This window comes from Mycobacterium sp. NPDC003449 (assembly GCF_053588415.1).
Genome location: NZ_JBSFPX010000126.1, coordinates 1 through 21,877, shown reverse-complemented (window position 1 = coordinate 21,877; position 21,877 = coordinate 1). Strand labels below are relative to the sequence as shown.

At 69.0% G+C, this 21,877-nt stretch carries 25 protein-coding genes; 9 read left to right on the top strand and 16 right to left on the bottom strand.

Annotated elements, in window-relative coordinates; translation table 11 throughout:
• Positions 1-39: 39 nt before the first annotated feature.
• The 6 genes from regX to ACWDTP_RS26090 form a co-directional block, all read right to left on the bottom strand.
• The gene (regX, locus tag ACWDTP_RS26115) at positions 40-726 is read right to left on the bottom strand and encodes a two-component sensory transduction protein RegX (protein ID WP_450025188.1); all 687 of its coding nucleotides are present in this window, start codon (positions 724-726) and stop codon (positions 40-42) included.
• A gap of 8 nt (positions 727-734) precedes the next feature.
• Positions 735-1,922 carry a sensor histidine kinase gene (locus tag ACWDTP_RS26110; RefSeq protein ID WP_450025186.1) on the bottom strand — a complete coding sequence of 396 codons (1,188 nt, stop codon included), beginning with the start codon at positions 1,920-1,922 and terminating at the stop codon, positions 735-737.
• A gap of 179 nt (positions 1,923-2,101) precedes the next feature.
• Positions 2,102-2,842, bottom strand: a complete 741-nt coding sequence (locus ACWDTP_RS26105) for a phosphoglyceromutase (RefSeq protein WP_450025184.1) — start codon at positions 2,840-2,842, stop codon at positions 2,102-2,104.
• A gap of 22 nt (positions 2,843-2,864) precedes the next feature.
• Positions 2,865-3,377 (bottom strand): YbjN domain-containing protein, encoded by a 513-nt coding sequence (locus ACWDTP_RS26100; RefSeq protein ID WP_450025182.1) that lies wholly within the window; start codon positions 3,375-3,377, stop codon positions 2,865-2,867.
• Positions 3,374-4,696, bottom strand: a complete 1,323-nt coding sequence (mshA, locus tag ACWDTP_RS26095) for a D-inositol-3-phosphate glycosyltransferase (protein WP_450025180.1) — start codon at positions 4,694-4,696, stop codon at positions 3,374-3,376. The genes ACWDTP_RS26100 and mshA overlap by 4 nt, the downstream gene beginning before the upstream one ends.
• Positions 4,697-4,706: 10 nt before the next feature.
• Positions 4,707-6,047 (bottom strand): ROK family protein, encoded by a 1,341-nt coding sequence (locus tag ACWDTP_RS26090; RefSeq protein WP_450025178.1) that lies wholly within the window; start codon positions 6,045-6,047, stop codon positions 4,707-4,709.
• Between the two features lie 188 nt (positions 6,048-6,235).
• Between ACWDTP_RS26090 and ACWDTP_RS26085 the strand changes: the two genes are divergently transcribed.
• A complete protein-coding gene (locus ACWDTP_RS26085; RefSeq protein WP_450025176.1) occupies positions 6,236-6,988 on the top strand; it encodes an SDR family NAD(P)-dependent oxidoreductase in 753 nt (250 codons plus the stop codon).
• Between the two features lie 78 nt (positions 6,989-7,066).
• Here the strand turns inward: ACWDTP_RS26085 and ACWDTP_RS26080 are convergent, their stop codons facing one another.
• Together ACWDTP_RS26080 and ACWDTP_RS26075 are read right to left on the bottom strand one after the other, a co-directional pair.
• Positions 7,067-8,401 (bottom strand): L,D-transpeptidase, encoded by a 1,335-nt coding sequence (locus ACWDTP_RS26080; protein WP_450025174.1) that lies wholly within the window; start codon positions 8,399-8,401, stop codon positions 7,067-7,069.
• Positions 8,402-8,407: 6 nt separating this feature from the next.
• Positions 8,408-9,487: a UDP-N-acetylmuramate dehydrogenase gene (locus ACWDTP_RS26075; RefSeq protein ID WP_450025172.1), complete on the bottom strand. Its 1,080-nt coding sequence runs from the start codon at positions 9,485-9,487 to the stop codon at positions 8,408-8,410.
• A gap of 26 nt (positions 9,488-9,513) precedes the next feature.
• Between ACWDTP_RS26075 and ACWDTP_RS26070 the strand changes: the two genes are divergently transcribed.
• From ACWDTP_RS26070 to ACWDTP_RS26050, 5 genes are read left to right on the top strand one after another with little or no spacing between them, the layout of a single operon-like run.
• The gene (locus ACWDTP_RS26070; protein WP_450025170.1) at positions 9,514-10,020 is read left to right on the top strand and encodes a DUF2505 domain-containing protein; all 507 of its coding nucleotides are present in this window, start codon (positions 9,514-9,516) and stop codon (positions 10,018-10,020) included.
• Between the two features lie 35 nt (positions 10,021-10,055).
• Complete coding sequence (locus ACWDTP_RS26065) at positions 10,056-10,571, top strand: DUF2505 domain-containing protein (RefSeq protein WP_450025168.1); 516 nt, start codon at positions 10,056-10,058, stop codon at positions 10,569-10,571.
• A complete protein-coding gene (locus tag ACWDTP_RS26060; RefSeq protein ID WP_450025190.1) occupies positions 10,546-11,361 on the top strand; it encodes a class I SAM-dependent methyltransferase in 816 nt (271 codons plus the stop codon). Before ACWDTP_RS26065 ends, ACWDTP_RS26060 begins: the two co-directional genes overlap by 26 nt.
• Before the next feature lie 4 nt (positions 11,362-11,365).
• Positions 11,366-12,169, top strand: a complete 804-nt coding sequence (locus ACWDTP_RS26055; protein ID WP_450025166.1) for a carbon-nitrogen hydrolase family protein — start codon at positions 11,366-11,368, stop codon at positions 12,167-12,169.
• Between the two features lie 32 nt (positions 12,170-12,201).
• Positions 12,202-13,089, top strand: coding sequence for an LmeA family phospholipid-binding protein (locus ACWDTP_RS26050; protein ID WP_450025164.1), 888 nt, complete (start codon positions 12,202-12,204; stop codon positions 13,087-13,089).
• A gap of 24 nt (positions 13,090-13,113) precedes the next feature.
• Here ACWDTP_RS26050 and deoC read toward each other — a convergent pair whose 3' ends face one another.
• From deoC to ACWDTP_RS26020, 6 genes are all read right to left on the bottom strand, one after another.
• Positions 13,114-13,794 (bottom strand): deoxyribose-phosphate aldolase, encoded by a 681-nt coding sequence (gene deoC, locus ACWDTP_RS26045; protein ID WP_450025162.1) that lies wholly within the window; start codon positions 13,792-13,794, stop codon positions 13,114-13,116.
• The gene (locus tag ACWDTP_RS26040) at positions 13,794-14,207 is read right to left on the bottom strand and encodes a DUF2599 domain-containing protein (RefSeq protein ID WP_450025160.1); all 414 of its coding nucleotides are present in this window, start codon (positions 14,205-14,207) and stop codon (positions 13,794-13,796) included. Before ACWDTP_RS26040 ends, deoC begins: the two co-directional genes overlap by 1 nt.
• A 4-nt stretch (positions 14,208-14,211) precedes the next feature.
• The gene (locus ACWDTP_RS26035; protein ID WP_450025158.1) at positions 14,212-14,496 is read right to left on the bottom strand and encodes a DUF2516 family protein; all 285 of its coding nucleotides are present in this window, start codon (positions 14,494-14,496) and stop codon (positions 14,212-14,214) included.
• Between the two features lie 69 nt (positions 14,497-14,565).
• On the bottom strand, positions 14,566-15,186 hold the full coding sequence (locus ACWDTP_RS26030; protein WP_450025156.1) for a heparin-binding hemagglutinin: 621 nt from the start codon (positions 15,184-15,186) through the stop codon (positions 14,566-14,568).
• Positions 15,187-15,246: 60 nt separating this feature from the next.
• Positions 15,247-15,651 carry a helix-turn-helix domain-containing protein gene (locus ACWDTP_RS26025; RefSeq protein ID WP_450025154.1) on the bottom strand — a complete coding sequence of 135 codons (405 nt, stop codon included), beginning with the start codon at positions 15,649-15,651 and terminating at the stop codon, positions 15,247-15,249.
• An 89-nt stretch (positions 15,652-15,740) separates the two neighbouring features.
• Positions 15,741-17,087 carry a DUF445 domain-containing protein gene (locus tag ACWDTP_RS26020; RefSeq protein ID WP_450025153.1) on the bottom strand — a complete coding sequence of 449 codons (1,347 nt, stop codon included), beginning with the start codon at positions 17,085-17,087 and terminating at the stop codon, positions 15,741-15,743.
• A gap of 71 nt (positions 17,088-17,158) precedes the next feature.
• Here ACWDTP_RS26020 and ACWDTP_RS26015 point away from each other — a divergent pair, with 71 nt between their 5' ends.
• The 3 genes from ACWDTP_RS26015 to ACWDTP_RS26005 all read left to right on the top strand — a co-directional run bounded on the left by ACWDTP_RS26015 (position 17,159) and on the right by ACWDTP_RS26005 (position 19,736).
• Positions 17,159-17,881 (top strand): TetR/AcrR family transcriptional regulator, encoded by a 723-nt coding sequence (locus ACWDTP_RS26015; RefSeq protein WP_450025151.1) that lies wholly within the window; start codon positions 17,159-17,161, stop codon positions 17,879-17,881.
• Between the two features lie 5 nt (positions 17,882-17,886).
• On the top strand, positions 17,887-18,762 hold the full coding sequence (locus tag ACWDTP_RS26010) for a polyphosphate kinase 2 family protein (RefSeq protein WP_450025149.1): 876 nt from the start codon (positions 17,887-17,889) through the stop codon (positions 18,760-18,762).
• A 116-nt stretch (positions 18,763-18,878) separates the two neighbouring features.
• Entirely contained in the window at positions 18,879-19,736 is an 858-nt protein-coding gene (locus ACWDTP_RS26005; RefSeq protein ID WP_450025147.1) for an endonuclease domain-containing protein, read from the top strand.
• A gap of 75 nt (positions 19,737-19,811) precedes the next feature.
• On the opposite strand, the gene ACWDTP_RS26000 is transcribed toward ACWDTP_RS26005, so the two are convergent.
• On the bottom strand, positions 19,812-20,687 hold the full coding sequence (locus ACWDTP_RS26000; protein WP_450025145.1) for a cyclopropane mycolic acid synthase family methyltransferase: 876 nt from the start codon (positions 20,685-20,687) through the stop codon (positions 19,812-19,814).
• Between the two features lie 142 nt (positions 20,688-20,829).
• Positions 20,830-21,687, bottom strand: coding sequence for a 3-hydroxybutyryl-CoA dehydrogenase (locus ACWDTP_RS25995; RefSeq protein WP_450025143.1), 858 nt, complete (start codon positions 21,685-21,687; stop codon positions 20,830-20,832).
• Between the last annotated feature and the right edge of the window lie 190 nt (positions 21,688-21,877).

The window sequence follows — 21,877 nt, the reverse complement described above, 5'->3', positions numbered from 1 at the left end:
GAAAGGGGTACCGCAGTGTCTGCTCGCGGGGGAAGTAACTCAGCCCTCGAGCTTGTAGCCGAGGCCGCGGACGGTGACCAGGTGCACCGGGTTCGCCGGGTCGGCCTCGATCTTGGACCGCAACCGCTTGACGTGGACATCGAGGGTCTTGGTGTCGCCCACGTAGTCCGCGCCCCATACCCGGTCGATCAGCTGGCCCCTGGTGAGCACCCGCCCGCTGTTGCGCATCAGGTACTCCAGCAGGTCGAACTCCTTGAGCGGCAACGTGATCTGGTCGCCGTTGACGCTGACGACGTGGCGCTCAACGTCCATCCGGACCGGACCGGCCTCCAGCACGCCGTCGGTGATGCCGGTTTCATCGGTGTCGGCGCCGCGGCGCAGCACGGCACGGATCCTGGCGATGAGTTCGCGGGCCGAATACGGTTTGGTCACATAGTCGTCGGCACCGAGTTCGAGCCCGACGACCTTGTCGATCTCACTGTCACGGGCGGTCACCATGATCACCGGCACGCTGGAGCGGGCCCGCAGTTGCTTGCAGACGTCGGTTCCGCTCATTCCGGGCAGCATCAGGTCCAACAGCACGATGTCGGCACCGGCCCGCTCGAACTCCGCCAGAGCCGAAGGGCCGTCGACCACCACGGTGGCCTCGAAGCCCTCCTTGCGAAGCAGGAATGCCAACGGATCGGCCAGCGACTCCTCATCCTCAACGATCAACACGCTGGTCATCGTTCTCGCTAATCCTCTCGTTCGACGTCATCATCTTGCGGATCGTCCGGATAGGGATGGGCCGGAATCGACAGGGTGAACGTCGACCCGGTCCCCGGCTGACTCCACAGCCGGATGGTTCCGTTGTGATTGGCGGCGACGTGTTTGACGATGGCCAGGCCGAGGCCGGTGCCGCCGGTCGCCCGCGACCGGGCCTTGTCGACCCGGAAGAACCGTTCGAAGACCCGCTCCTGATCGCCCTTGGCGATCCCGATACCACGGTCGGTGACCGCGATCTCGACACTGCCACCCCGCCGTCTGCGGCTGACCGAGACTCCGGAACCGTTGGGCGAGTAGGCGATTGCATTCGATACCAGGTTCGCGATGGCAGTGACCAGCAGCGTCTCGTCGCCCAGCACGCGGTAGCCGGTCGGCGCGTCGGTGGTGATCGAGATGTGGGCATTGTCGGCGGCCACCTTGTGCCGGGACAACGCCTCGGCCACCACGGTGTCGACGTCGACGGCCTCAAGGTCGGGCAGGCGTTCGCCGCCCTGCAGCCGGGACAGTTCGATCAGCTCGCCGACCATATCTGCCAGCCGGTGCGATTCGGTGACCATCTTCTCGGCGAACCGGCGCACGGTGTCGGGGTCGTCGGCCGAGGCCAGCAGCGCCTCGGCCAGCACCCCCATCGCCCCCACCGGGGTCTTCAGCTCGTGGCTGACATTGGCGACGAAATCCCGCCGGGTCGCCTCCAGCCGGGCATGTTCGGACTGGTCGTCGGCGTAGACCACGGCGAACCGGCCGCCGTCGGCGGCCACCAACCGCACCTCACCCCGCACCGAGATGCCCGAGCGCCCCGGAACGGCCACCTTGCGCGGCGACAGGTCGACGTAGATGTTCTGGCCCGTGGCGAACACCTGCTCGGCGGCTCGCCAGGCCCGGTCGTCGAGCAGGCGGTCACGCACCACGCCCAGCTCACCGGCCCGGTCGTTGGCGTAGACCACGTCATTGAAGCTGTCGACCACGACGACGCCGGTCGGTGAGAGCGACACGATGTGGCGGAGCATCTGCGAGACGGTCATGCCCGCCTCCTCGGCCTCCCGGCGCTGCCGTCGGGCGACCATGCGTGGTGCCACCGCGGCGCCGACTGCCCCACCGATGCTCACGGCGAGCAGCGCTACGACCGCCGTCAGCAGTAACGCCGACACCAAGCTCACGCGAAAATCGTACGCACGCGGTGAACGTCATCCCAGCAGCGTGCGGCCAAATCGGGATATGTCACACGACCAAAGACAGGAGTTCGGTTGCTGTTAACCATGCGTAACCTGCCGTTTGCCGTATCGGTGTTGTCGTCGCGGCGCTTGCTAGGACTCCGCGCCCGGACACCACCGGCGGGCTATTTCGCCCCCTGCGCCGCGACCGCGGCCGCACCGGCCGCCGCGGCCTCCGGATCGAGGTACTCCCCGCCCACCACCAGCGGCTTCAGGTTCTCGTCCAGGTCGTAGCGCAGCGGTATCCCGGTCGGGATGTTCAGGCCGACGACGTCCTCGTCCGACATCCCGTCCAGGTATTTGACCAGCGCCCGCAGCGAGTTGCCGTGCGCCGCGATCAGCACCGTCTTACCGGCCTTCAGGTCCGGCATGATCGTGCCCTCGTAATACGGCACGAACCGGGTCACGACGTCCTTGAGGCATTCGGTCAGCGGGCCGCCGCCGATATCGGCGTAGCGCGGATCGGCGTCCTGGCTGAACTCGCTGCCCTTCTCGATCGGCGGTGGCGGCGTGTCGTAGCTGCGCCGCCACGCCATGAACTGCTCCTCGCCGTATTTGGCCTTGGTCTCGGCCTTGTCCAGGCCCTGCAGGGCGCCGTAGTGGCGTTCGTTGAGCCGCCAGTCGCGGTGCACCGGGATCCACAGCCGGTCGGCGGCGTCGAGGGCCAGGTGCGCGGTGCTGATCGCCCGGCGCAGCAGCGACGTGTAGAGCACATCGGGCGCCAGACCCTGGCCGGCCATCAACTCACCGCCCCGCACCGCCTCGGCACGGCCCTTGTCGGTCAGGTCGACATCGACCCATCCGGTGAACAGATTCTTCTCGTTCCAGTCGGACTCGCCGTGGCGGAGCAGGATCAGCGTGGGCATGGGCTCATCCTGTCACAGCGGTTCAGTCCTCGCCGTCGTCGATGAGGTGCTCGAACGCCTTGAGATTGCGCAGCGACTCGCCACGCGAGACCCGCCACTCCCATTCCTTCTGGATCGACGACCTAAAGCCCAACTCCAACAGGGTGTTGAAATCCGAATCGACGGCTTCGAGCACCTGGCCGAGCACCCGGTCGATCTCGTCGGCGGAGACGGTGGCCAGCGCCATCCGCCCGACCAGGTAGATGTCGCCGACGTTGTCGAGGGTGTAGGCGACGCCGTAGAGCCTGCGGTTGCGCTTGAGCAGAAACCGGTAGACACCTTCGAAGTTCTCGTCGGGCTTGCGGCAGACGAACGCCTCGACCCGCACCGAGTGCTCCCCGACCGACAGGATGGTGTTGGTCACCAGCCTGCGCTCGCCGGGCAGTTCGACGACGATGCCGGACTGGCCGCCGTGCGCACCTTCGTGCTCGTGGTATACGAGTTCGTGTTCGTCCAGGGTCGCCACGATGGCGTCGCGCACGGTCTGTGGGCTCACGCGCGCACCCCGCGCCGCATGGTGAACCGCCGCCCGGTCCGCCGCGGCGGCCGCGGGTGGCGGGCGCGGTAATCGCTCATCGCCCTGGAGTACCCGGCCAGCAGACCGTCCGCGGTGTGTGACCAGGAGAAGCCGGCGGCATGGATGACCGCGGCCCGGCTCAGCGCGGCCGGATCACGCTGCAGCACACCGTCGATCGCCGCGGCCCAGTCGTCGATGCCGTGGCCGTCGACCAGCGCTCCGCTGACGCCGTCGGCCACCGCCACCGGCAGTCCGCCGACCGCGGCCGCCACCACGGGGGTGCCGCAGGCCTGCGCCTCGACCGCGACCAGGCCGAAGGATTCCGAATAGCTGGGCACCGCGACCAGGTCGGCCGCGCGGTACACGTCGACCAGCCGCTCACGGGACTGCGGCGGCAGGAACGTCACGCGGTCGCCGATACCGAGGTCGTCGGCGAGCCGGATCAGGGTGTCGGGCTCGGCCAGGCCACTGCCCGAGGGCCCGCCGGCGATCAGCACCCGCAGCCCGGGCAGCTTGGCGGCGGCGCGCAGCAACACGTCGGGCGCCTTGAGCGGCTGGATCCGGCCGACGAAGGCCACCACCCGCTCGTGTGCGGCGATGCCAAGCGCGGCCCGCGCGGCGCCACGGTCCCCCGGGGTGAACGCCTCGAGGTCGACGCCGGGGTGGACCACGTCGATTCGGGAGCGGTCGGCATGATGCAACGAAACCAGTTGCTGCGCTTCGTGTTCGGTGTTGACGATCAGCCGGTCGGCCTCGTCGACCACCTGCTGCTCCCCCACCGAGCGCATCGGCGGCTCCGGCGCGTCCCCCTCGGCCAGCGCGGCATTCTTGACCGCGGCCAGGGTGTGCGCGGTGTGCACCAGCGGCACCGCCCAGCGGTCCCTGGCCAGCCAGCCCACCTGCCCGGACAGCCAGTAGTGCGAGTGCACGATGTCGTAGTAACCCGGCTCGTGGGTGGCCTCGGCGCGCAGCACCCCGGCGGTGAACGCGCACAGCTGGGTGGGCAGATCGTATTTGTCCAGCCCCTCGAACGGCCCGGCCACCACATTGCGCACCAGCACCCCCGGCGCCACCGGGACCACCGGGGCGTCGGCCGAGGACGTCGCCCTGGTGAACACCTCCACCTCGACGCCGCGGCGGGCCAGCTGCAGAGCGGTCTGCAGGATGTAGACGTTCATCCCGCCTGCGTCACCGGTGCCCGGTTGGGCCAGCGGTGAGGTGTGCACGGACAGCACCGCGACCCGGCGAGGGCTCTCGTGGCGGTTGCGGAGCTCAGAACCGTCTGCAGCTAGGCGCACACCTCCATGTCTACACCGCCGCTATATCTACCCCGCTCGCGGATCGGCGGGTCTGGGCACGTCGCATCGCGCCGATCGGATCGGCGTAGAGCCCACCCAGCGAAACGATGCCCGCCCCGGCCTCCTGCACCCGGTTGCCGAATGCGGTGACCCGGATATCGCGTGCTCCCAGCACCGAGCGCTCCCGGAACGCGGCCTCGACCGCGGGCATGCCCTCGGGGTATTCGGTGAAGGCCTGGCCGCCGACCACCAGTTCGTCGGGGTTGAGCAGATCGCGCAGCAGCGCGACGGCCTCGCCGAGCACCCTGGCCCGGTCCTCGAGCAGGGCCCTGGCCCGCTCGCCGGCCTCCGGTCCGCCCTGACGCGCCGCCCGCAGCACCCCCGGCAGCGTCGATGACGGTCCCTCGGCCGGCACGATCCGCAGCCGCCGCGCCGCGGTGAGCACCGCCTCGTCACTCACGGTCGACTCGAGCTGCCCTGTGTCGCCGAGCAATTCGGATTTCGCCGGAAGGCCCGCGATGGTGCCGGGGCCGCTGGCCGGGGAATGCACCCGCCCGTCGATGGACAGCGCGTAGCCCACGGTCTCACGGGCATACACATACAGGCTGGTCCTGGCCTGGCCGGTCTCCGGGGTGCGGCGCCGGCCGCCGAGCAGCAGCTCGGCACCGGCCATGGCGTCGACGTGGGAGGCGATCGAGACCGGCAGCCCCAGCGCCTCGGCGAGCACCGGCCCGACCGGCGCGTCGGCCCAGCCCAGCCGCGGATGGTCAACGTAGCCGGTGTCGCTGTCGACCACGCCGCCCGCCGCGACTCCCACCCACAGCGGGCGGCGGCGGTGCCAGCGGCTCAGGTACCGGCGCGCGCTGGAGGCCAGCGCGGCCAGCGCGGCGGCCTGGTTTCCCGGCGGGGTGGGGGTCTCCACCACGTCCAGGGTCCGGCCGAACAGGTCGGTGGCCACGATGCTGGTGGTGCGGGCACCGATGTGGATGCCCAGGGTCAGGAACGGTTCGTGGTTGACCTCGACCGGGACGCGCGGGCGCCCGATCGCACCCGACACCGCGAGATCGGCGCGTTCCCGCAGGATCTCCGCCTCAAGCAGGGCGGTGACCTGGCGGTTCACCGTGGCGATGCTCAACTGGGTGCTCTGGGCGATGACGTCGCGGGCGATCGGGCCGCGCTGCCTGACCGCACTGAACACCGACGCCGCGGCCACGTCGGCGACCTTGAGCGACGGAGCCACGATGTGCAGCAGTCGCGACTGCGGGTAGCGGGCCGCGGTGGCCGACGCCGACCGGTTGGCGCGTGCGGTGGATCGGGCCGGGGTGCGACGGATGGGGGTTGCGGTAGTCACGTGTCTGTCCTTACTGGAGGTCGGCTAGTGGGTCGGGGCCACACCTGGCGACTCAGTAGGACGAAGAACGACGTCCGGGTTCAGTCAGGGGCGGCGGGGTGCGCGACAACAACACGCACGCCGCACGAGGCGGAACTGAGAACTCCGGGTCACGAGACGAATTTAGCACGGCAACTAAGGTTGGGCAGATGACGACATCACAGCCCGGCCCCCGGGTGGCGGTTGTGACCGGCGCCAGCGCCGGCATCGGTGCGGCCACTGCGAAAACCCTTGCTGGCCTTGGTTTTCACGTAGTCTGCGCGGCCCGGCGGGCCGACCTCGTCGAGGCCCTTGCCGAGGAGATCGGCGGCACCGCGATTGTGGCGGACGTCACTGATCCCGATGCGGTGGCGGCCATGGCCGCCGGCCTGGACCGGGTGGATGTGCTGATCAACAACGCCGGCGGGGCCAAGGGACTGGACCCGGTGGCCGAGGCCGACCTCGACCACTGGCGCTGGATGTGGGAGACCAACGTGCTGGGCACCCTGCGGGTCACCCGCGCGCTGCTGCCCAAACTGGTCGACTCCGGCGACGGTCTGATCGTCACGATCACCTCGATCGCGGCGTTCGAGACCTACGACGGCGGGGCCGGGTACACCGCGGCCAAACATGCCCAGGGCGCGCTGCACCGCACGCTGCGCGGCGAGCTGCTCGGGAAGCCGGTGCGGCTCACCGAGATCGCGCCCGGTGCGGTCGAGACGGAGTTCGCGCTGGTGCGCTTCGACGGCGACCGGGAGCGGGCCGAGGGCGTGTACCGCGGCATCACGCCGCTGGTCGCCGAGGATGTCGCCGAGGTGGTCGGGTTCGTCGCGTCCCGGCCCGCGCACGTCAACCTGGACCAGATCGTGATCCGACCGCGCGATCAGGCCCCGCACGGACGGTTCAACCGGACCCTCGACTAGCGACCGGCGCCGAGTTCGACGTAACCGTCGCCGCGATCGCGATTCGACGACGGTTTCGTCGAACTCGCGGTGGACTTTCTAGCCGCCGGGGGACGGGCTGGGCGGCGGCGTGGTGGTGGTCGGCGTGCCCGACAGGGTCGGGGCGTCGGTCGGCGTCGCCGGGGCCGTGGCCGGGATGTTCGACGGCGCATCCTCGGTCGACAGCGCCGACATCGACTTCCACTCGTCCCAGTCCACCGCCCAGTCCCAGATGTCGCCGTCGGCGTAGGACAGCTGGATGCGGGTCCCGGTGACCTCGACCGGATCGCCGTACATCGCGGTGCCGAAATACTGCTGGGCATCCTCGAGGGACAGGTTGATGCAGCCGTTGGTGACGTTGCTGTTGCCCTGCGCACCCGAGCTGGCCGGGTTGGCGTGGATGAACTCGCCGTTGTTGGAGATGCGCACCGCGAACCGCTCCCGGATGTTGGTGTAGCCGGCCGCGGGATTGGTCATGTAGAAGTCCTCGTACTTCTCGGTGACCACGTGGATGCCGCTGCGCGTCACGTTGCGGTCGAGGTCGCCCTCGCCGTAACTGCACGGGAAGTCCATCAGCACGCCCCCCGAGCCGTCGAGCACCTGGATGCGGTGTGAGGACGCCTCGGCCCGGACCAGCTGCTTGCGGCCGATCTCGATCTCGAGCGTCGAATCGGCGGCGCCGTAGGCACCGGCACCGAAGTCGACGCCGTACAGCGGCGCGGCGACGCTGACCTTGGTTCCGGACGGGTAGTACTCCCTGGTGCGCCAGTGCACCCGCGAACCCCCGGCTTCGTCGGGCAGCCAGGCCCAGCCGCCCTCCACCGGTGGGGTGGTGGTCACCTTGAGGGCTTTCTCGACGGTCGGCTTGTACTTGTCGTCGATGGCGGCGTCGAACTGCAGGATGATCGGCGCCGCGACGCCGACCACCTGGCCGTCGGCGAGCTGGAACTGCCCGTTGACCCGGACCTGGGGCGCGACGGTGGTGAACTTGCCCTCGACCTGCGTGGATTTGCCGTCCTGCCCGACGACCGAGCCCGACCAGGTGTAGGTGGCGTCGTAGCCCAGCGGTTCGGTGGTGGTGAACGCCGTGCGGTCCCGGTTGAAGCGGCCGGCGACCACCTTGCCGTCCGGGTTGGTCAGGCTGACCCGCTGGAACCAGCCGTCGGTCACCTCGACCCCCACCGGGTCGGTCGGGATGACGTCGCCGGCGTCGGCGGCCGGCTGGTAGGACAGCGTCGGCGCGGCCGGGGTGGCATCCGACTCACCGGTGCCGTCGGCGGATTTGCCAGAACATGCGGCCAGCGCGCCGGCCCCGATTCCGACGGCAAGCGCCGTCAGGGCGCGCCGCCGGTTCAGCAGCGGCGCGCAGGCGTGGGAATCACCGGCTGGGCTCACGTGGACCTAGGGTACCGACAGAGTGCATCCAAGCAGAATCGGTTCGGGTGTGAGATCGATCCCGAACGCCTCGCGGACCCCCGCCCTGACCCGGTTGGCCAGCGCGATCACGTCCGCGCTCGAGGCGTGGCCACGGTTGGTGATGGCCAGCGCATGCTTGGTGGACAGCCGGGCCGGGGCGCCGTCGCCGGGAAATCCCCTGCCGAACCCGGCCCGCTCGACCAGCCACCCGGCGGCCAGCTTCACACCGTCGGGCGCGGGGTAGTTCGGCACCGGGCCCGCGGCCGCCGCCCGCACCCGCTCGAACTCCGCCCGCGCCACCACCGGGTTGGTGAAGAACGAGCCGACGCTCCAGGTGTCGTGATCGCTCGGATCGAGGACCATTCCTTTGCCCGCCCGCAGCGACAGCACCGCATCGCGCACCCGCAGCGGGTCGGCGCGCTCCCCCGGCTCGACCCCCAGCGCGGTGGCCAGCTCCCGGTAGCGCAACGGGGCACTGCGCCCGTCGGCGCCCAAGGCGAACTCGACCTCCAGGACGATGGCGGCGTCGGAGTGTTTGAGGATGCTGGTGCGGTAGCCGAAGCCGAGTTCTTGCGGTGCGGCCCAACGGACTTCGCCGGTGCAGCGGTCCAGGAGCCGGACCCGTCGGATCACGTCGGCGACCTCGGCACCGTAGGCGCCCACGTTCTGTACCGGTGTGGCGCCCACCGAGCCGGGAATCCCGGACAGGCACTCCAGCCCGCCCAGCCCGTGCGCCAGGGCGGTGATGACGACATCGTCGAACACCGCGCCCGCCTCGGCGCGCACCAGGTTGTCCTGGACGGTGATCTCGGTGTTGGCCACCCGCACCACGGTCAGGCCGGGCATCGTGTCGGCGAGGTCGTCGGCGAGCACCACGTTCGACCCGCCGGCCAGCACCAGCACCGGCCCGGCGTCCACGGTCAGGGCCCGCAGGACGTCGACGAGCTGCTCGGTACTGGTGGGCGTGAGCACCCTGGGGGCGACCGGCCCGACCCGCAGTGTGGTCAGCGGCGCGAGCGGGACCCCCTCGACGACCTCCACCCCGGCGACATGTGAACTGACCACGGGCCGTAACGGTAGCCTGACCAGCTATGCCGCGATCATTCGACATGGCCACCGAATACGAGGGCAGCGTCGAACAGGTCCACCGGGCATTCGGCGACGAGCGGTACTGGCTGGCCCGGCTGGACGATTCGGGTGCCGACGACGCCACCCTGGACCGGCTGACGATCGGCCCCGACGGTGCGATCGAGGTGGCCACCACCCAGATCCTGCGGGCCGACCGGCTGCCCGGCCTGGTGTCGCAGTTCCATCCCGGCGACCTGAGCATCGTGCGCGAGGAGCACTGGCAACCGATCCGCGACGGGCAGGCCGCCGGGACCGTCGACGGCACCATCCCCGGTGCGCCGGTCGCGCTGACCGGAACCACGGTGCTGGCCCCGTCGGATGCCGGGGCCCGCTTGACCGTGCACACCACCGTCGAGGTGCGGGTGCCGCTGGTCGGCGGCAAGATCGAGAATTTCATCGGCGGCCAGCTGGTGGACCTGCTGATCGCCGAACAGCGCTTCACCACGGTGTGGATCACCGAGAACGCCTGACCGATCCCGGCTGGGCCGGGCGGTACCGTCGCACCATGGGTCGCCGGATGGAACACGCCATCGCCTTCGACGCACCCTGCGAGTCGATGTACGCCGTGTTCGCCCGCCGCGACTACTGGCAGACCATGCTGGAGCACTTCCGCGAGGTGGCGCCGCAGTCGGAACTGACCGGGTTCCGGTCCGGCGCGGACGGCATCGACGTGACGTTCCGTCAGGTGCTGCCCGGTTCGGACCTGCCCGCGATCGTGCGCAGCGTGATTCCGCTGGACATGGCGATCACCCGGGAACAGCATCTCGACCCCTACGACCCCGGGCGCGACGAGGCCATGGGCCACTACACGGCGACGGTGGCGCACGCGCCCGGCCGCCTCGACGGCCGCTACCGGCTGACCGCGACGGGCACCGGCAGCCAGCTGCAGTTCACCAGCTCCTGCAAGGTTCCGGTGCCGCTGCTCGGCGGCAAGCTCGAAGGGATGGTTCTGCAGTTCATGAAAGAGGTCCTCGTCGCCGAGGAGGCGTTCACCGCTGACTGGATCGCGCAGCACCAGTAGGCCGGTCGGTGCCATCACCAGGGGCACCACCGGCTACAACCGGTTGCGTCGCAGCGACCGGTGGCTGGTGCACTCGGCCCGGGTCCGCACCGCGCTGCGCAGCGCCGCCGACCCGCTGGTGGTCGATCTCGGGTACGGCGCGCTTCCGGTCACCACGCTGGAACTGGCCGCCCGGTTGAGATCGATCCGCGACGGTATCCGGGTAGTAGGCCTGGAGATCCACCCGGAACGGGTGGCCACCGCCCTGGCCCGGCGCCCCGAGCCGGGCACGCCGGCCGTGGACTTCGCGCTCGGCGGGTTCGAACTGGCCGGCCTGCGCCCGGTCCTGGTGCGGGCATTCAACGTGCTGCGCCAGTACCCGGTCGAGGCGGTGCCCGACGCCTGGGCGACGATGCGCAAGCGCCTGGCCCCCGGCGGCCTGATCGTCGACGGCACCTGCGATGAGCTGGGGCGCCGGTGCTGCTGGGTGCTGTTGGACGCGGCCGGGCCCGCCAGCCTCACACTGGCCTGCGACCCGTTCGCCATCGGGACGCCGTCGGATCTGGCCGAGCGGCTGCCCAAGGTGCTGATCCACCACAACGTCGCAGGTCAACCGATCCACACCCTGCTCACCGCGGCCGACCGGGCCTGGGCCGGCGCGGCCGGGCACGGGGTGTTCGGGCCGCGGGTGCGCTGGCGGGCCATGCTGGAACAGCTGCGCGCCGAGGGCTTCGACGTCGCCGCGCCGCGCCGCCGGATGCGCGACGGGGTGCTCACGGTGCCCTGGGCAGCCGTGGCGCCCGTAAGCTGAACCCATGCGAATTGCGCTGGCGCAGATCGCCACCGGCACCGAGCCGTCGTCGAATCTGGAAATCGTCGAGGACTACACCCGCCGCGCCGCCGCCGAGGGCGCGGCGCTGGTGCTGTTCCCCGAGGCCACCATGTGCCGGTTCGGGGTCGCGCTGGGCCCGGTGGCCGAGCCGCTGGACGGGCCGTGGGCCACCGCGGTGCGCGATATCGCGACCAGGGCCGGGGTGGTCGTGGTGGCCGGTATGTTCGCGCCGAGCGGCGACGGCCGGGTCACCAACACGTTGATCGCGACCGGGGCCGGGGTCCAAACCCACTATCACAAGATTCACCTCTACGACGCCTTCGGGTTCACCGAATCACGCACCGTCGCACCGGGTTCGGAGCCGGTGACGATCGAGGTCGACGGCGTCACGGTCGGCCTGGCCACCTGCTACGACATCCGGTTCCCCGAGCTGTTCGTGGAATTGGCCGGCCGCGGTGCGCAGCTGACCACCGTGCACGCCTCGTGGGGATCGGGCCCGGGGAAGCTGGAGCAGTGGACGCTGCTGGCCCGCGCCCGCGCCCTGGACAGCACCGGATTCGTGGCGGCGGTGGATCAGGCGTATCCGGGCAACGAGATCGCCAAGGCCGGTCCGACCGGGGTCGGCGGCAGCCTCGTGACCTCGCCCACCGGGGACGTCCTCGCCGCGGCGGGCGAGGACCCGCAACTGCTCACCGTCGACGTCGACCTGGACTCCGCGCGCCGGGCCCGCGAGAGCATCGCGGTGCTCGGTAACCGTCCCCTGCTCGCCGCGCTCGGTCGCCCATAGCCCGCCCAGCCGGGTAGGGCACAATCGCTGGGATGACCGATCCCTGGGCCCGTCCCGCCGACCAGGCCCCGCCGCAGCCCCCGCCGCCTCCGCAGGCTCCGCCGCCCGGTTACCCGGCCGCATCCACCGGTCCGGCGGCGCAGCCACCGGAGCCGGATTCCTCACCGATGGCCAAGGTCAAGAAGCTGCTGTCGGATCCGCTGTCGATCGTGCTGGTGGTGGTGATCGTGCTGGCCCTGGTCGTCGCCGGGGTGCTCGGCGGTGAGCTCTACGCCCGCAACCGGGCCGACACGGTGGTCGCCGGCATCGTCGAATGTGTCGTGCAGGACGGCGCGAAGGCGTCGTTCGACCCGCTGCCCCCGTTCCTGATGCAGCATGTGACCGGGCATTACACCAACATCAACATCGAAACCGCGGGCAACCAGATCCGCGACGCCAAGGGGATGAAGGTCAAGCTGGACATCAGGGACGTCCGGCTGCAGGAGACCGCCGACTCCGCGGGCACCGTGGGCTCGCTGACCGCCGATATCGACTGGTCCCTGGACGGGCTGCGCCAGACCGCGGCCGATATGGTCCAGCTCCCGTTCGTCGGGTCGGCCATCACCGACGTCACCACCAACCCGTCCGAGGGCACCATCGAACTCAAGGGTCTGGTCGGCAACATCGTCGCCAAGCCCAGGGTGGTCAACAAGGGCATCTCGCTGCAGATCATCGAGCTGAGCGCGATCGGGCTGTCCTGGCCGCGCGAATCCATCCAGCCGATCCTGGACCGGTTCACCGACCAGCTGACCGGCAGCTACCCGATGGGCATCCACGCCGACAGCGTCCAGGTCACCGACAGCGGGGTGGCCGCGCAGTTCTCCACCCAGAACGCCGCGATGCCCAAGGGTGAGCAGGACCCCTGCTTCGCCGGGATCTGAGCCGGGCGACGCGACCGGGCCGGCTCAGCCGTCGAAACCGTCGAGCACCGCGCAGGTACCCGACAGCCCCAACCGGGTCGCGCCGGCGTCGAGCATCGCCGCGGCCTGCTCGGCCGTGCGGATCCCGCCGCTGGCCTTCACCCCGAGCCGCTCTCCCACGGCACCGGCCATGAGTTCGACGGCGCGTACCGAGGCGCCGCCTGCGGGATGGAAGCCCGTCGACGTCTTCACGAAGTCCGCTCCGGCGTCCTCGGCGGCCCGGCACACGTCGACCAGCCGGGTCTCACCGGACAGGCTGAGCAGCGCCGCGGATTCCACGATGACCTTGAGGGTGGCGGCCGGAACCGCGGCCCGCACCGCGGCCACGTCGGCGGCAACCGCGGCCAGCGCGCCCGTCACGGCCACGCCGACGTCGATGACCATGTCGATCTCGGCAGCGCCCGCCGTAGCCGCGAGCTGGGCCTCGGTGGCCTTGATCCCGGGAAGGTGCTTACCGGACGGGAAACCCGCCACGGCGGCGACGGCCAATCCGGGTGGGGCGGCGTGCGCGGCGACCGCCACCACGGGCGGGGACACGCACACCGCGAACACCCCGAGGTCGGCGGCCTCGGCGACCAGCGCGGCGACGTCGGCCTCGGTCGCCTCGGGTTTGAGCAGGGTGTGGTCGACGAGCGCGGCGACCTGCCCGCGGGTGTAGGCGCCCATCAGAACGGTTCCTCGGTGCCGCCGGGGTTGCAGCCCGCCGCCAGCATGTCCTGCGGTGACACCTCGGGCCGCCACGGCTCCAGATTCCAGCTGGTCTTGCCCGGCTCGTTGGCCTCGGCGAAGTCCCAGTGGCAGATGAACTGGTCGCGCATGCCCGTGCTGTCGGCGTCCGGTGCCAGCGCCAGCACCTGGGCCCAGGCCGCATCGGCAGCGGCGGCCGCGTCCGGCTGCCCGGCGTGCCGGCGCGCGGCCTCGGTCGGGTACACCCGGAGGCTCGACAGATCGCCCCATTTCGCCCATTCGACGTGGTCGACGTAGGGCGTCGCGGGTTCGGCGGCGGCCGGTGCGGCAAGGGCGGACATCACGGCGGGGGTCAAACTCGCCGCGGCAAGCGCGGCCACGGTCAGACGCATCGAGTCAGCGCGACTTTCCTTGGATCTCAAGCAGTTTGGGCCGGACGTCGACGAGGTACACGCCGGTGGCGCAGGCCGAGATGGCGGCACCGAACGCGTCGCGCAGCAGCAGTTCGAGCAGCAGCCCGACGCCGATGATGGCCAGCCACACCGGCTTGGTGAGCTTACCCGTGGCCGTGTAGGCGTCCGGGCGCTGCATGGCCGCGTGCACGAAGGCGTAGACACCGACGACGAAGACGACGATGACGAGCACCGACACAATGACGCCCGCAAGGTTGGGAAGTATCACCTCACCAGCCTATGCGGGCGTCATCGTCAACGTCGAATGGCGCGGGGCCGGGCCCGGGCGCCGCGCGACCTACTTCTGGGTCACCCGCTTGGCCGGGGCGGCCTTCTTGGCGGGGGCGGCCTTCTTGGCCGGCGCCTTGCGGGCGGGAGCGGCGGCCTTCTTGACCGGCGCCTGAGCCTTCTGAGCGGTCTTCTCGACCTTCTTCGGCAGCTCGACGCCCACCAGCTTGGCGGCCCGCTCACCGACGGCACGGGTCTGCGAGGCCACGTTGCCCAGCGCTTCCTGGGTCAGCTCGACGGCCTGGTCGGTGTAGCCCTCGACCCGGTTGGCGGCGTCGCCGATGGCCGGCTGGCTGCGCAGCCGCTCCAGGGCGGCCTCGCCGCGCTCCACGAGCTTGTTGTAGGTGGCGGTGGCCTGGTCGGCGTAGCCCTCGGCGGCCCGGCGCAGCTCGTCGGAGCTCAGCCGGTCGCGCAGCTCGCCGAACTGGCCGGGCAGTTCCTCCTGCAGCTTGGTCAGGCGGGCCCGGCTCTCCCCGACGCGCGACTCGGCGTCGGTGCGGGCGTCCTCGGCACGCTCACGCAGGCTCGCGACGATCTCGTTGACGGTGGCCAGGGCCAGATCGGCGGCGCCGACGGCGGCCAGCAGCGGGGCCTTGAGGTCCTCGATGGTCGGTTGGGTCTTATCGGTCATGTCGAGTTTCCTTTCCACGGAATGAATTTGGTGCTCTCGTTATCGGACAGTGGGTGGGTGTCAGGCGGTTGGATCAGGCGTCGACTCCTCACCTACAGCGGCTTCGTTCTGTTGGCGAAACGACGAATAGATCTCGAGCAGCACCTGCTTCTGCCGTTCGGTGATGCTCACGTCGTTGACGACGGCGTCCCGGACTTCGCTCGGTCCGCTGGGCTCCAAGATCCCGGCACGGACGTAGAGCACTTCCGCCGACACCCGCAGCGCCTTCGCGATCTGGTTGAGCACGTCGGCTGAGGGTTTGCGCAATCCCCGCTCGATCTGACTGAGGTAGGGGTTGCTGACGCCGGCCTTCTCGGCCAACTGCCGCACCGATACCTGCGCCGCTTCACGCTGGGACCGGATGAAGCCTCCGATGTCCTGCGCGGCGTTGGACACGACGGCGGCCAGATTCTCATCCTGCGCCATTTATGCCCCCTCGTAGGTTGGGTATCCGTTTACGACGGATACCACGCTACGACGGGGTGCTAACTTTTGCAAGCACTAGCTAGCGCAGGTCAGAAGAGTAGTTGGGCTACCGAATAGATGCTCAGGCCGGCCGCCGCCCCCACCACCGTGCCGTTGATCCGGATGAATTGCAGGTCACGGCCGACGTGGAGTTCGATGCGCCGACTGGCCTCGTCGGCGTCCCAGCGCTCGATGGTCTCGGTGATGATCGCGGTGATCTCGACCCCGTATTCGGCCACCAGATGCTGGGCCGCCCGCACGATCCAGTTGTCGACCTTGTCGCGTAGCTCGGCGTCGTCGCGCACCGACTCACCGATGCGCATCACCGAGTCGGCGATCCGGGTCCGCAGCGCCGACGACGGATCGTCCACCGACTCCAAGATGATCCGTTTGGCCGCACCCCATGCCGTCTCGGCGGCCCTGGCCACCTCGTCGCGGGCCATGATCTCGTCCTTGACGTTCTCGGCCCGCTGAATCGTGGCCTCGTCGTGCTGGAGATCGTCGGCGAACTCGAACATGAACCGGGTCGCCGACCGGCGCAGTTCGTGGTCGGGATTGCGGCGCACCTTATCGGTGAAATCCATCAGCTCGCGGTGGATCCGCTCCCCGACGAGATGATCGACCCAGCGCGGCGACCAGCCCGGCGAGTCGCGTTCGATCACCCGCTCGATCACCTCGCCCGAGTTCAGCGACCACTGGAAGGCGCGGTCGCACAGCAGCTGGATCAACGCCTCCTGCCTGCCCTCGGCCAGCAGGCTCGAGAGCACCCGGCCGATCGGCGGCCCCCACCTTGGCTCGGCGATGCGTTTGACGATCATCCGGTCCAGCACGTGCTGGACATCCTCGTCGCGCAGCAGCTCCACGCCGACCCGCAGCACCGTGGCCGCCTCGGTGGCCACCCGCTCGGCATGCGAACGTTCCGAGAGCCACTTGCCCGCGCGGCCGGCCACCTGGGCGTCGCGCAGCTTGGTCGCCACCACCTCCGGGGACATGAAGTTCTCCCGGACGAATGCGCCGAGCCCCTCACCCAACTGGTCCTTCTTACGCTTGATGATCGCGGTGTGGGGGATCGGCAGACCCAGCGGATGCTTGAACAGCGCCGTGACGGCGAACCAGTCGGCCAGCGCACCGACCATGCCCGCCTCGGCGGCGGCCCGCACATAACCGACCCACGGGGCGGCGCCGCGCGACTGCGCCCACGTGCACAGCAGGAAGACGATGGTGGCGCCGATCAGAAAGCTCAGCGCGACCAGCTTCATCCGCCGCAAACCCCGCTGGCGTTCGGCATCGGCCGCGGTATCGGCACCGGCCAGCGTCTCGGCGAAGCTACGCGGCGGCGCGGGCAACGCACGCGGCTCGTCATTGAATCGATGTGCCACGAGTCCATCATCCGCCATCGCGCCACCTGCGCCCGGAACCCTCGGGCGGATACCGCTCCATCGGCCGTACTATCGAGTGGAACTAGGGAATGGGACTACCGCGAAAAGTGGCACAGCAGACTCCGCCGGCGACGGTGAAGACCGATGGACGTAAAAGGCGCTGGCACCAGCACAAGGTGGAGCGCCGCAATGAGCTGGTAGACGGCACCCTCGGCGCCATCCGGCGCCGAGGCAGCAACGTCAGCATGGACGAGATCGCCGCCGAGATAGGCGTGTCCAAAACCGTGCTGTACCGCTACTTCGTCGACAAGAACGACCTCACCACCGCGGTGATGATGCGGTTCGCGCAGACGACGCTGATCCCGAACATGGCCGCCGCTCTCTCCTCGAATCTCGACGGCTTCGCCCTGACCCGCGAAATCATCAAGGTGTACGTCCGGACCGTGGCCAACGAACCCGAGACGTACCGGTTCGTGATGACCAACAACTCGGCCAGCAAGAGCAAGGCGGTGGCCGATTCCGAGCAGATCATCGCCCGCATGCTCGCCGTCATGCTGCGCAGGCGGATGGCGCAGGCCGGGATGGACACCGCGGGCGCGGAGGCCTGGGCCTTCCACACCGTCGGGGGCGTGCAGTTGGCCACCCACTCGTGGATGTCGAATCAGCGGATGACCTCCGACGAACTGATCGACTACCTGACCATGCTGTCCTGGAGCGCGCTGTGCGGCATCGTCGAAGTCGGCGGTTCCCTGGCGAAGTTCAACTCGCAGCCGCATCCGTCACCGGTTCTGCCGCCGAAACTGCTTGACTAGATCGGATGAGTAGCAGTAACCAGTCCGACCTTCCCGACCATTGGACCCACGAGCCACACGAGCACCTGGCGTTCCGCCCCGGCGACAAGGTCGCCGACATCAAGACCAACCACACCCCCGGATTCAAGGGCTCCAAGTCCGATGCCCCGGAGTTGCAGGCCGAACGCAACGAGCGGTTCGCCGAGCTGCAGGAGATGCTCTACGCCGGCTCCCGCAGCGGTGACGACACCCGCTCGGTGCTGCTGGTGCTGCAGGGCATGGACACCGCGGGCAAGGGTGGAATCGTCAAACACGTTGTGGGAGCGGCTAACCCGCAGGGCATCCGGTACACGAGCTTCGGCAAGCCAACCGAGGAGGAGCGGGCCCACCACTACCTGTGGCGAATCCGCAACGCGTTGCCACCCGCCGGGCACATCGGGGTGTTTGATCGCTCTCACTACGAGGACGTGCTGATCGTCCGGGTACACAATCTGGTGCCGCCCGACGTGTGGGGCGCCCGCTACGACGAGATCAACACCTTCGAACGCGAGCTCGTCGACGCCGGGACCACGCTGGTGAAGGTGGCCATGTTCGTCTCGCTCGACGAGCAGAAGGAACGGCTCGGCGAACGGCTCGTGCGCCCCGACAAGTACTGGAAGTACAACCCGGCCGATATCGACGAGCGGCTGCTGTGGCCCAAATACCAGGAGGCCTACCAGGCCATGCTGGACAAGACCTCGACCGAGTACGCGCCCTGGCACATCGTGCCGTGCGACCGGAAGTGGTACAGCAGGCTGGCCATCACCGAGTTGCTGATCGAGGCGCTCAAGGGCCTGGAGATGTCCTGGCCGCCCGCGGACTTCGACATCAAAGCCGAGAAGAAGCGCCTGGCCGACGTCTGATCGGCTGATCGGCGCCGAGACTACGCTTTGTGGCGTGAAATCGCCGGTTTTGCGCCACAAAGCGTAGTCTCGGCGCGAGGGGAACCGGATGTCGGCCCGGTGCGTCGAATATCGGTGTGGGGGACATCGTCGTCGCTGCCGAGGCGCTCGCCGCAGGCGCCGTCACCCGACATGGGCTGCAGACGAGATATCGCAAACTTCATCAAAACATCTACATACCAAAGGATTTCACTCTCACCGCGCGATCGAGGGCTACCGCCGCCTGGCTGTGGTCCGGACGCACCGCAACGCTGGCCGGGTATTCCGCCGCGGCCGTACTCGGCAGCAAGTGGCTGCCCGATGAGGCACCGGCCGAGCTGGCGCGGGTCCGCCAGCCCTCCCCGCCCGGCATTCTGGTCCACACCGGCACCATCGCCGACGACGAGCTGCACATCGTCGACGGCATGATCTGCACCAGCGTCGCACGCACCTGCTATGACATGGGACGACGGCAACCACTCGACACCGCCGTCATCCGGATCGACGCGCTGCTCAACCGCACCGCGGGCCAACTCGCCGCCGTCACCAGCATCACCCGGCGCTATCCGGGCGCGAGGGGCATCCGTCGACTGCGCCGTGCGCTCGACCTTGCCGATGCCGGGGCCGAATCTCCACAGGAAACACGGTTACGACTGCTGCTGGTACGCGGCGGGCTCCCCCGCCCGGTCACCCAGATACCGGTGGCCGACGAGTCGGGCCGGGTGCGTCGGCGCATCGATATGGGGTGGCCCGAGTGGATGGTCGGCGTCGAATACGACGGGGACCAACATTGGACCGATCCGGAGATCCATGAAGGCGATATCGTGCGGCTGGAGTTTCTGGCCGCCCGCGGCTGGACGATCGTGCGGGTCAGCGCCAGGCAGCTGCGGTATCGGGGGCCCGAGGTCCTCGCCCGCGCCAGGGATGCGCTCCACCGGGCCGGTTACCCCGGCTGAAACGCGTCGAGGCTACGGTTTGTGGCGCGAATTCATCGAAATCGCGCCAACAACCGTAGCCTCGGCGGGCGGTGCCTACTTGACCAGGGTGAACTGGCCGACGTTGGTGATGCCGCGGCGGAAGAAGTCCGCGCAGCCGGTCAGGTACTTCATGTAACGGTCGTAGATCTCCTGGCCCTGCATGGCGATGGCCTCGTCCTTCTTGGCCTCGAGGTTGGCCGCCCACATGTCCAGGGTGCGGGCGTAGTGCGGCTGCAGCAGGTGGGTCCGCTCCAGCGTGAAGCCCGAACCGTCGGCGAGCTTCTCGATGTCCTCGACCGCGGGCAACTGCCCACCGGGGAAGATCACCTCACCGATGAACTTCATGAACTTCAGGTCACTGAGGGTGACCTTGATGCCGTTCTCGCGGAAGAACTGCTGAGTGTGGGCGAGGATCGTGTGCAGCAGCATCCGGCCGCCGTTCTCCGGCAGGAGACTGTAGGCACGCTCGAAGAACACCGGGTAGCGCTCCTGTTTGAACGCCTCGAAGGCTCCGATCGACACGATGCGGTCGACGGGCTCGTTGAACTCCTCCCAGCCCTGCAGCCGGATCTCGATGGAGCGCTCGGTGTCGAGCTTGGCCAGCCGCGCCCGCGCGTAATCCGACTGGGCCTTGCTCAACGTGATGCCGATGACATTGACGTCGAAGTTGGTGACGGCCCGCTCCAGCGCTCCGCCCCAACCGCAACCCACATCGAGCAGCGTCATACCCGGCTTGAGATCGAGCTTGCCAAGGGCCAGGTCGAACTTGGCGTTCTGCGACTCGTCGAGGGTCATGTCCTCGCGCTCGTAGTAGCCGCAGGTGTAACCCATGGTGGGGCCCAGGAACAGTGCGAAGAACTCATTGGAGATGTCGTAAATCGACTGAGATTCCTCGTAGTACGGCGCCAGTTCGGACTCGACGTTAGACATGCGAAAATTTACCCTTTACGTTTCTTCAACTGACGACGACCGGGGGGCCGGCGAGAGACGGCGCGCAGACTCGTACCCGAGCCGGCGGCCCTACTGTGGGTAGAGTAGCTAAGCCAAGCTACAAGTGCCAGCGCGGGTGGACTCAATAGGTATAGAAGCCCTGCCCCGATTTTTTGCCCAGCTGCCCCGCCTCCACCATGCGTAACAGCAGCGGCGGCGCTGCGTACAAGGGCTCCTTGAACTCGTCAAACATCTTGTCCGCGATTAGCTTTAGGGTGTCCAGACCGACCAGATCCGACAGCCTCAGCGGCCCCATCGGGTGGGAGAGTCCGGCCACAACGGCCTTGTCGACGTCCTCGATGGTGGCGAACCCGCCCTCGACCATCCGGATCGCTGCGAGCAGGTACGGCACCAGCAACGCATTGACCACGAACCCGGAACGATCCGAGCACCGCACCACCTGCTTACCGAGCACGGTTCCGGCGAACTGCTCGGTGCGGGCGGCCGCGGATTCGCTGGTCACGAGCGTGCTGACCAGCTCGACCAGCGGGAGCACCGGCACCGGATTGAAAAAGTGCAGGCCAAGCACCCTGTGCGGATTCTGGGTGGCCGCTGCCAGTTTCATGATCGGAATGCTGGAGGTGTTCGACGCGAGCACCGCGTCGGGGTCGGTGACCACCCGGTCCAGGTCGGCGAAGATCTTGCTCTTGACCGCCTCGTCCTCGATCACCGCCTCGATGACGAGCTGGCGATCCGCCAGATCGGACAGCTCGGTGGTGAATGTCAGGCGGCCCAGGACCGCGTCGCGGTCGTCGGCCGCCAACTTGCCCTTGCTCACCGCGCGTTCAAGCGACGACTCGATGCGCGCCCTGCCCGCGTCCGCCAACTCCTGGGTGGTCTCGAACACCACGATGCCGGCGCCCGCGCGGGCGGACACCTCGGCGATACCCGATCCCATTTGTCCGGCGCCGATGACGCCGACTCGTTCAATGCTCGTCACGGTCAAACTTTCTACTCCACTGCCGAGCAGACGCAAAAGTCCCCGACACTCCGTGGTGTGGGGGACCTTCGCGTCTGCTCGCGCAGAGATCTAGTTGTAATTCCCGGCCAGGTTGTGAACGCGTAGGCGTTCGATGGGGGTAAGTCCGCCGATACCAGTGTGGGCTCGGTGGTGGTTGTAGTGGTGCAGC

Bases quoted from the DNA above. Each gene is read 5' to 3' on its own strand.
- regX (WP_450025188.1), bottom strand. From the start codon at position 726: ATGACCAGCGTGTTGATCGTTGAGGATGAGGAGTCGCTGGCCGATCCG.
- ACWDTP_RS26105 (WP_450025184.1), bottom strand. From the start codon at position 2,842: ATGCCCACGCTGATCCTGCTCCGCCACGGCGAGTCCGACTGGAACGAG.
- ACWDTP_RS26085 (WP_450025176.1), top strand. From the start codon at position 6,236: ATGACGACATCACAGCCCGGCCCCCGGGTGGCGGTTGTGACCGGCGCC.
- ACWDTP_RS26070 (WP_450025170.1), top strand. From the start codon at position 9,514: ATGCCGCGATCATTCGACATGGCCACCGAATACGAGGGCAGCGTCGAA.
- ACWDTP_RS26065 (WP_450025168.1), top strand. From the start codon at position 10,056: ATGGGTCGCCGGATGGAACACGCCATCGCCTTCGACGCACCCTGCGAG.
- ACWDTP_RS26055 (WP_450025166.1), top strand. From the start codon at position 11,366: ATGCGAATTGCGCTGGCGCAGATCGCCACCGGCACCGAGCCGTCGTCG.
- ACWDTP_RS26050 (WP_450025164.1), top strand. From the start codon at position 12,202: ATGACCGATCCCTGGGCCCGTCCCGCCGACCAGGCCCCGCCGCAGCCC.
- deoC (WP_450025162.1), bottom strand. From the start codon at position 13,794: ATGGGCGCCTACACCCGCGGGCAGGTCGCCGCGCTCGTCGACCACACC.
- ACWDTP_RS26040 (WP_450025160.1), bottom strand. From the start codon at position 14,207: ATGCGTCTGACCGTGGCCGCGCTTGCCGCGGCGAGTTTGACCCCCGCC.
- ACWDTP_RS26030 (WP_450025156.1), bottom strand. From the start codon at position 15,186: ATGACCGATAAGACCCAACCGACCATCGAGGACCTCAAGGCCCCGCTG.
- ACWDTP_RS26025 (WP_450025154.1), bottom strand. From the start codon at position 15,651: ATGGCGCAGGATGAGAATCTGGCCGCCGTCGTGTCCAACGCCGCGCAG.
- ACWDTP_RS26020 (WP_450025153.1), bottom strand. From the start codon at position 17,087: ATGGCGGATGATGGACTCGTGGCACATCGATTCAATGACGAGCCGCGT.
- ACWDTP_RS26015 (WP_450025151.1), top strand. From the start codon at position 17,159: ATGGGACTACCGCGAAAAGTGGCACAGCAGACTCCGCCGGCGACGGTG.
- ACWDTP_RS26010 (WP_450025149.1), top strand. From the start codon at position 17,887: ATGAGTAGCAGTAACCAGTCCGACCTTCCCGACCATTGGACCCACGAG.
- ACWDTP_RS26000 (WP_450025145.1), bottom strand. From the start codon at position 20,687: ATGTCTAACGTCGAGTCCGAACTGGCGCCGTACTACGAGGAATCTCAG.